General features: G+C 59.6%; 6 protein-coding genes. 3 read left to right on the top strand and 3 right to left on the bottom strand.

Annotated elements, in window-relative coordinates; genetic code table 11:
* Window positions 1-965, bottom strand: a 965-nt coding sequence (locus Q4Q11_RS19150; RefSeq protein ID WP_498570502.1) for an ROK family protein, incomplete at its 3' end; no start/stop codon positions are given.
* Between the two features lie 319 nt (window positions 966-1,284).
* Here Q4Q11_RS19150 and Q4Q11_RS19145 point away from each other — a divergent pair.
* Window positions 1,285-2,784 (top strand): MDR family MFS transporter, encoded by a 1,500-nt coding sequence (locus Q4Q11_RS19145; protein ID WP_498570501.1) that lies wholly within the window; start codon window positions 1,285-1,287, stop codon window positions 2,782-2,784.
* A gap of 70 nt (window positions 2,785-2,854) precedes the next feature.
* On the opposite strand, the gene Q4Q11_RS19140 is transcribed toward Q4Q11_RS19145, so the two are convergent.
* A complete protein-coding gene (locus tag Q4Q11_RS19140; protein ID WP_498570500.1) occupies window positions 2,855-3,649 on the bottom strand; it encodes a FadR/GntR family transcriptional regulator in 795 nt (264 codons plus the stop codon).
* 408 nt (window positions 3,650-4,057) lie between these two features.
* Between Q4Q11_RS19140 and Q4Q11_RS19135 the strand changes: the two genes are divergently transcribed.
* Window positions 4,058-5,521, top strand: a complete 1,464-nt coding sequence (locus Q4Q11_RS19135; protein WP_498570499.1) for a DHA2 family efflux MFS transporter permease subunit — start codon at window positions 4,058-4,060, stop codon at window positions 5,519-5,521.
* A gap of 21 nt (window positions 5,522-5,542) precedes the next feature.
* Here the strand turns inward: Q4Q11_RS19135 and Q4Q11_RS19130 are convergent, their stop codons facing one another.
* Complete coding sequence (locus tag Q4Q11_RS19130; RefSeq protein WP_162701530.1) at window positions 5,543-5,683, bottom strand: hypothetical protein; 141 nt, start codon at window positions 5,681-5,683, stop codon at window positions 5,543-5,545.
* Between the two features lie 258 nt (window positions 5,684-5,941).
* Between Q4Q11_RS19130 and Q4Q11_RS19125 the strand changes: the two genes are divergently transcribed.
* The gene (locus tag Q4Q11_RS19125; RefSeq protein ID WP_113214657.1) at window positions 5,942-6,988 is read left to right on the top strand and encodes an NAD(P)-dependent alcohol dehydrogenase; all 1,047 of its coding nucleotides are present in this window, start codon (window positions 5,942-5,944) and stop codon (window positions 6,986-6,988) included.
* Window positions 6,989-7,101: the final 113 nt, after the last annotated feature.

The following is a 7,101-nucleotide window of genomic DNA, read 5'->3' as shown; positions in this document are numbered from 1 at the left end:
TCGAACCGGCCTTCGACATGGGTGATCAGGATCAGGCCGGGATCGTTGAACTGGATAAGATGCGCAATTGCCAGCCCGAGCGCACTGCCGGCGCGATGCAGGATGCGGATCGCGGCCGCATTGCCGAGCGATGCCTCCGTCTCCAGCCAGTTGAAGGACTGGCCGAGGCCTTCCGTCTTCGCCATTTCCTTGATTGCCTTCAGCGAGGCTACGGTGTCAAGGCAGCCGCGCTTGCCGCATCGGCAGGGCGAACCGTTGGGCTCAATGGTGCAATGGGCAATCTCGCCGGCACCGCCGTGATTGCCGCGATAGAGTTCTCCGCCGATAAAATGGGCGCAGCCGATGCCGTTGTCGAACGAAACGACGCTGAAATTCCGGATATCGCGGGCAATGCCAAACAGCTTTTCGCTGACGGCAACCGCCTTTGCGTCATTCTCGATGAAGGTCTCGATACCGGTTTTTTGCCTGATGATGCGAGCAAGCGGCACATCCTGCCATCCAAGCAGCGTGGATTTGACGCAGCTTTCCTGCCTTTCGTCGACGAAACCGGAAAGCGCAACGCCAAGTCCCGACAGTTTTCGCGCCGCATCCGTTCGTTCCGCAAGCAGCTTCGGCAGCGCCTCGGAAATGAGCGTGGCGACGACCTCCGGGTCGCGCGACAGCGGCATGGTTTGGCGAGCGACGATATTGCCGTTGAAATCGCTGAGCACGAGGGGCGCGGGATCTTCCAGCAGTGAAATACCGACGAAGAAAGCGCCTTCCGGATGGAGGTCCAGCAGGATCGACGGGCGGCCCTGGCCGTAGATCGTCTCCGTCTCGCGCAGGACGCCAAGCGCAATCAGATCCCGTGCAATCCCGCTCATTGCCGCCTTGCTCAGCCCCATGGAGGCGGCCAGAACCGTGCGGCTGGAAGGGCCTGATTGGCTGATGACCCGCAAGAGCTGTTGCTGGGAAGATGTAAGCAATTCGACGTTCCGCTTGAATTCCGACAAATTTGCCGCCGCTAAATTCAGAAAATGAACAAACCACCGGTACTTGGTTTACTAAAGACCAATTTGCACAATATCGTCAATGGGTATGAGCCGAGTTGCTGCATCAAGTTCTTGCCAAGCATTCCCTGCGCCTAAACAGTTGACATCGACAGGCATCGATATGCAAAGCTTATCACAACAATTCTGCAGGCCTCTGGCCTCCACGTCCCATCCCTGCCAAGCGCTCGACCATGCCCATTATGGCGGCATGGGCATTTTTCGACATCGGGCGCAGCAGTCAGAAAGGAATGCCATGTCCAGCACGGTCGATCGCTCGAGACGTCCGTTGGTCATCGTTTCGATCATGCTGGCGACCTTCATGGTCGCCGTCGAAGCGACGATCGTCGCAACTGCCATGCCGCGCATCGTCGGCCAGCTTGGCGGCTTCACCTATTACAGCTGGGTCTTTTCCGCCTTTCTGCTGGCGCAGTCCACCACCACGGTCATCTATGGCAAGCTCTCCGACATTTTCGGCCGAAAGCCGATGTTGATTGGCGGCATCATCATTTTTCTCATAGGCTCGACGCTGGCCGGTTTCGCCTGGTCGATGGCTTCGCTCATCCTCTTCAGGCTGCTGCAGGGACTTGGCGCCGGCGCGATCCAGCCCGTGACGATGACCGTCGTCGGCGACCTCTACAAGCTGGAGGAGCGGGCCAAGGTCCAGGGAGCGCTCGCCAGCGTCTGGGCGATCTCCGCGGTCATCGGCCCGCTTGCCGGCGGCATCATCGTCGATAACCTCTCCTGGGCGTGGATTTTCTGGATCAACCTGCCGGTCGGGGTGCTCGCCATCGCCGGTTTCGTCCTCTTCCTGCATGAATCCATCACGCCGCGCGAGGCGAAGATCGATTATCTCGGCACGTTCCTGTTTTCGATCTCGATCGTGTCGCTGCTCATTATCCTGACGGAGACCGATGCGGGCTTTGCCGTTCTCTGTCCGCTCTCGATCGTGTTCGCCGTCACCGGCATTCTGTTTTTGCAGCAGGAGCGGCAGGCGCCGGAGCCGATCATCTCGATCGCACTTTGGAGCCGGCGGCTGATTGCGACCAGCAATGCCGCCACCCTGCTTGCCGGCATGGCCCTGATCGGCCTCACCACGGTATTGCCGATCTATGTTCAGGGTGTCCTTGGTCGTTCGCCGCTGGAGGCCGGCTTCACGCTGACGATGCTGATTGTCGGCTGGCCGCTGGCCGTGATGCTGGCGAGCCGGTTCTTCCGCACCTTCGGTATCCGCAACACGCTGCGCGCCGGCAGCCTGATGTTTCCCTTCGGCTCTTTCTTTCTCCTGTTTCTGACGCCTGAAAGCAGCCCGGTGATCGCCGGTATCGGCTCGTTCCTAATGGGTTTCGGCATGGGCCTGATAAGCCTTACGAGCGTCGTATTGGTGCAGGAAAGCGTCGAATGGTCGATGCGCGGCAGCGCCACCGCGTCGATCATCTTTTCCCGCAGCCTCGGCAACACGCTTGGCGCAACTGCGCTCGGCGCGATCATGAATGTCGGCATCGCGCATTACGGTAGCGGTGAACTGGCCAGCAGGCTTCACGACCTCCTCAACCAGCCGACCGGCCTTTCCGACCTCGTCGGCGATCCGACGATCAGGAGCGTCTTCGATGCCGCGCTGCATTGGAGCTTCTGGGGCGTCGTCATCGTTGCCCTGACGACCTGCGCGACGATCTGGCTCATCCCGGTCGCACATGATGCCGGTCGCGGATCATCGCTTCCTGAGACGGATGCTCAGGATGCGATGACCCATTAGCGGGACGCCGAAAAGTGTGAGCGGTTTTCGGGCGCCATCCGGCTCTGGTCCGGAACCGCGCTATCGTGCCCTAAAAGCCGTAGTCGCGGACAAGCCAGGCTTCGAGCAGGTTTCGCGACGCTTTGATCGCGGCATCCGTATCCTGCGCGAAGATGGCGTCGAAGATGGCCCTGTGAAAGGGCAAGGCGCGTTTCTGGCCTTCGGCGATGTCTTCATGACCGGATAGCGTACGATTGGCATAGATCCCGACGGCGATCAGATCGATCAGCTGCGAATAGATCATGTTATGCGTGGCAGCAAAGATCGCCGTATGGAAGCGCAGGTCGGCATCGGCATTGCTGTTGATGTCGCCGATGGTGGACGCCATGTCTTCATAAGCAGAACGGATAGCGGCAATGTCGCTCTCGGTGCGGCGGAGCGCCGCGCGCGCGGTTGCCTCCGGCTCGAGCGCCAACCGCAGATCCTTGATAGAACGCATGATTTCGACCGATGGACCGGTCTCATAATACCACACCATCACATCCGTATCGAGATGATGCCAATTGGAGCGTTCCTTGACGCGCGTGCCGACGCGCGTCTTGATTTCGATCAATCCTTTGCCTGCAAGGCATTTCATTGCCTCCCGGATGACGGTGCGGCTGATGCCGAACTGTTCGACCAGATCCGGTTCGTTGGGCAATGTCGTACCGACCGGATAATCTCCGCGAACGATACGGCGTCCGAGTTCGTGAACGAAATAGCCGAAAACGCCGCGCCGCGGGATCGTGCCATATTTTCGCACAAAGGGATCGAAGGGCGACTGCGTTACGATCAGTTTCGACTCCGAAGCAGCCGGAGAAGTCATTGCGTCCTGGCCATGTTTCATTATGCGGGACTCTCGTTCCTTATTGATGCGCCGTCGCGAGAACAGTCGTCGGCTTATGCTGGGGGAAAGCTTTACGCTGGTGTCTCGGCTTGTTTGAGCTGTTCCATAGTGTTCCGATGTCGATCCTGCCGTCCTTTTTGCGGCGTGTCCCTGTAAAAAACCCTAGCATGTCTTGTATGTGCGTGCCTACTGGCGCCGGATCGGGCAGATCGTTACCCGCATGAACGCTGCTGTGCTTCCTGGGGCGGGATATTGTCCCGGGCAGTACCATCTGATCAAATTGCCGGACGCGTGCCGAGCGAAACGTGATCGCCCAATCGATTGATGAAATGATTTCGATCTATCGTAAACGTTACCGAACCGGTTAAATGCATTCGGGATGCGAGGCGGATTCGGAGTGACTGACAGATGAATGAGATGTCCACGCGCGGGCAGGGGGGGGAGCGGCGGGAGACCGGGTCTCGGTCACTGCTGATCGCATTGCTTGTGGCCGGCGCCTTCTTCATGGAAAATCTGGATGGCACCGTCATCGCCACCGCCTTGCCGCAGATGGCCGTTTCCTTCGGCGCCCGCCCCGTCGATCTCAATATCGGCATGAGCGCCTACCTGCTGACGCTCGGCGTCTTCATTCCCATCAGCGGCTGGATCAGCGATCGCTTCGGCGCGCGGTTCGTCTTTACGACGGCGGTCGCTATCTTCACGCTCGCCTCCGTCCTTTGCGGTTTTGCCAATGGCGTCGGCTCCTTCGTCGCCATGCGCATCCTGCAGGGCATTGGCGGGGCGATGATGGTACCGGTGGGCCGGCTCGTTGTCTTGAACAACACGCCGAAGGACAAGCTGATCTCGGCCATTGCGACAATCACCTGGCCGGCGCTGGTTGCCCCGGTGCTGGGACCGCCGCTCGGCGGCTTCATTACCGATCATGCAAGCTGGCGCTGGATCTTCTTCCTCAATCTGCCGCTCGGCATTCTGGCCTTCGTCTTCGCGCTCATGCTCATTCCCAAGACCCGGAGCGCTGCGCGTCCCCCGTTCGACTGGATCGGTTTCATCGTCAGCGGCATCGGGCTTGCGAGCCTGATGTACGGGCTGGAGCTGGTCGGGCGCCCCGATCCCGTCTGGCTGGAAGCCGGGACCTATGTCATCGTCGGCTTCATCCTGCTTGCCGTTGCGGTTTTTCATTTTCTCCGCACCGAGCATCCGCTCATCGATCTCTCGGGATTGAAGTTGCCGACTTTTGCCATCACCATCTCGGGCGGATCGTTGTTCCGCACGGCCATCGGAGCTGTCCCCTTCCTGCTGCCGCTGATGTTTCAGGTCGGCTTCGGACTGAGTGCCTTTCATGCCGGCATGCTGACGCTTGCTGTTTTCGCCGGCAATCTGGCGATGAAGCCGGCAACGACGCCCATTCTGCGCCGCTTCGGTTTCAAGCCGGTGCTGATCGTCAACGGTCTTCTGAACGCCGTCTTCATCGCGGCCTGCGCACTGTTTTCTCCGGATACGCCGCTTTGGTTCATCGTGCCGGTGCTCTTCATCGGCGGCATGTGCCGCTCCATGCATTTTACCGCGCTGAATACGATCGCGTTCGCCGACATCCCGCCCCAGCAGATGACGGGTGCCAATACGCTGTTCAGCACAGTCTTTCAGCTGACGATGGGCATGGGCATCGCGGTCGGTGCGATCGGCATTCGCATCGGCCAGGCGATCAGCGCGCCATTGGGCGCCGACGGTATCGTCGCCATCGAATTCCGCCTTGCCTTCGTGCTGCTTGGCCTCATCGCGCTTCTTGCCGTGCTGGATTGCCTGCCGCTGGATCGCAAGGCAGGTGATAATGTCTCACGCAAGCCGAAGCCTGTGGCAAAGAAGGCGGCCTAGCGGTGTCTTCTTTCGAAGTGCTCAGTGCGGATATTGGATGAGATTGTAGTGCAGCAATATTGCGGGTATCGCCATCAGGATGATCAGAAGCATTGCGACGCTTGCCGCGCGCACCATTTTCATCCGGCGGACGCGCTGACCGCTCCAATCGTATACTGCCATGGTGAGCCCCTCCTTCTCCTCAACCATTAGAAAGGCAAGAAATGGAGCCCCAGTCAATATCGGCAATAGGTGGCTAAATAATAAGTCATATCTAATGCTGTCGTTCGAGGCGGGTTTCCGATTGTTCAAAGATGCCGCAACACTTCGGACGCCTGGCAGAAAGATCGTTTTGCGGGGCTTGTTTACACGATATAACGAATGCGGATTTTGTCCCCGCGATGGCAGGACTTCGATTGCTTTGAAAAGAGGAAAGATGCGATGAGCAAGGTGCGTGCCCTGGTGTTGGAGCGTCAGCATGAGCTGGCAATCCGAGATATCGATCTGCCGCAGGAGGTCGGGCCGGGTGAGGTGAAGATCAAGATCCATACGGTCGGTGTGTGCGGGTCGGATGTGCATTATTACACCCACGGCAAGATCGGCCCCTTCATCGTCAATGAGCCGATGGTACTTGGCCATGAGGCAGCAGGAACGGTGGTCGAGGTCGGCGCCGGCGTGACGCATCTGAAGATTGGTGACCGCGTCTGCATGGAGCCGGGCATTCCCGATGCCAATTCCAAGGCCAGCCGCCTCGGCATGTACAATATCGATCCCGCCGTCACCTTCTGGGCGACACCGCCGATCCATGGCGTGCTGACGCCCTTCGTCGTGCATCCGGCCAATTACACCTTCAAGCTGCCCGATAATGTCAGCTTTGCGGAAGGGGCTATGGTCGAACCCTTCGCTGTCGGCATGCAGGCGGCGACCAAGGCGCGTATTGCCCCCGGCGACACCGCCGTCGTGCTCGGTGCCGGTCCGATCGGCATCATGGTGGCGGTGGCAGCCCTTGCCGGCGGCTGCGCACGGGCGATCGTTGCCGATCTCGCCCAGCCGAAGCTCGATATCGCTGCGCAGTATCAGGGCGTCATCCCGGTCAATATCCGTGAGAAGAACCTCGTGGAAGAGGTCAGTCGTTTGACCGATGGCTGGGGCGCCGATGTCGTGTTCGAATGCTCGGGTTCGGCGAAGGCCTGGGAAACGGTCATGGCGCTGCCGCGTCCGGGCGGCGTCATCGTCGCCGTCGGCCTGCCGGTCAATCCGGTCGGCTTCGACGTTTCGACGGCATCGACCAAGGAAATCCGCGTCGAGACGGTGTTCCGCTATGCGCATCAATACGAGCGTTCGATCGCGCTGATCGCGTCCGGCCGCGTCGATCTCAAGCCCTTGATTTCCGAGACTTTCGCGTTCGAAGATTCCATCAGAGCTTTCGACCGCGCCGTTGAAGCCCGGCCGGCGGATGTCAAACTGCAGATCGTTCTCGATCGGTAAGCTCCAGCTGTCGCATCGCCTTGCCTTGAACTTGTCCCGGCAAGGCGATGTTTTTCCTCAGTAGACGGCCCGGCAAAAGCGATGCTAGGTAGCCTTCAGCAAGGACAATAAGG

This window comes from Rhizobium sp. UFLA01-1127, from assembly GCF_059803845.1.
This window is presented reverse-complemented; position numbering and strand designations above follow the sequence as displayed.

Excerpts from the sequence above, each read along its gene's own strand:
- Q4Q11_RS19130 (WP_162701530.1), bottom strand. The coding sequence starts at position 5,683 with ATGGCAGTATACGATTGGAGCGGTCAGCGCGTCCGCCGGATGAAAATG.
- Q4Q11_RS19140 (WP_498570500.1), bottom strand. The coding sequence starts at position 3,649 with ATGAAACATGGCCAGGACGCAATGACTTCTCCGGCTGCTTCGGAGTCG.
- Q4Q11_RS19135 (WP_498570499.1), top strand. The coding sequence starts at position 4,058 with ATGAATGAGATGTCCACGCGCGGGCAGGGGGGGGAGCGGCGGGAGACC.
- Q4Q11_RS19125 (WP_113214657.1), top strand. The coding sequence starts at position 5,942 with ATGAGCAAGGTGCGTGCCCTGGTGTTGGAGCGTCAGCATGAGCTGGCA.
- Q4Q11_RS19145 (WP_498570501.1), top strand. The coding sequence starts at position 1,285 with ATGTCCAGCACGGTCGATCGCTCGAGACGTCCGTTGGTCATCGTTTCG.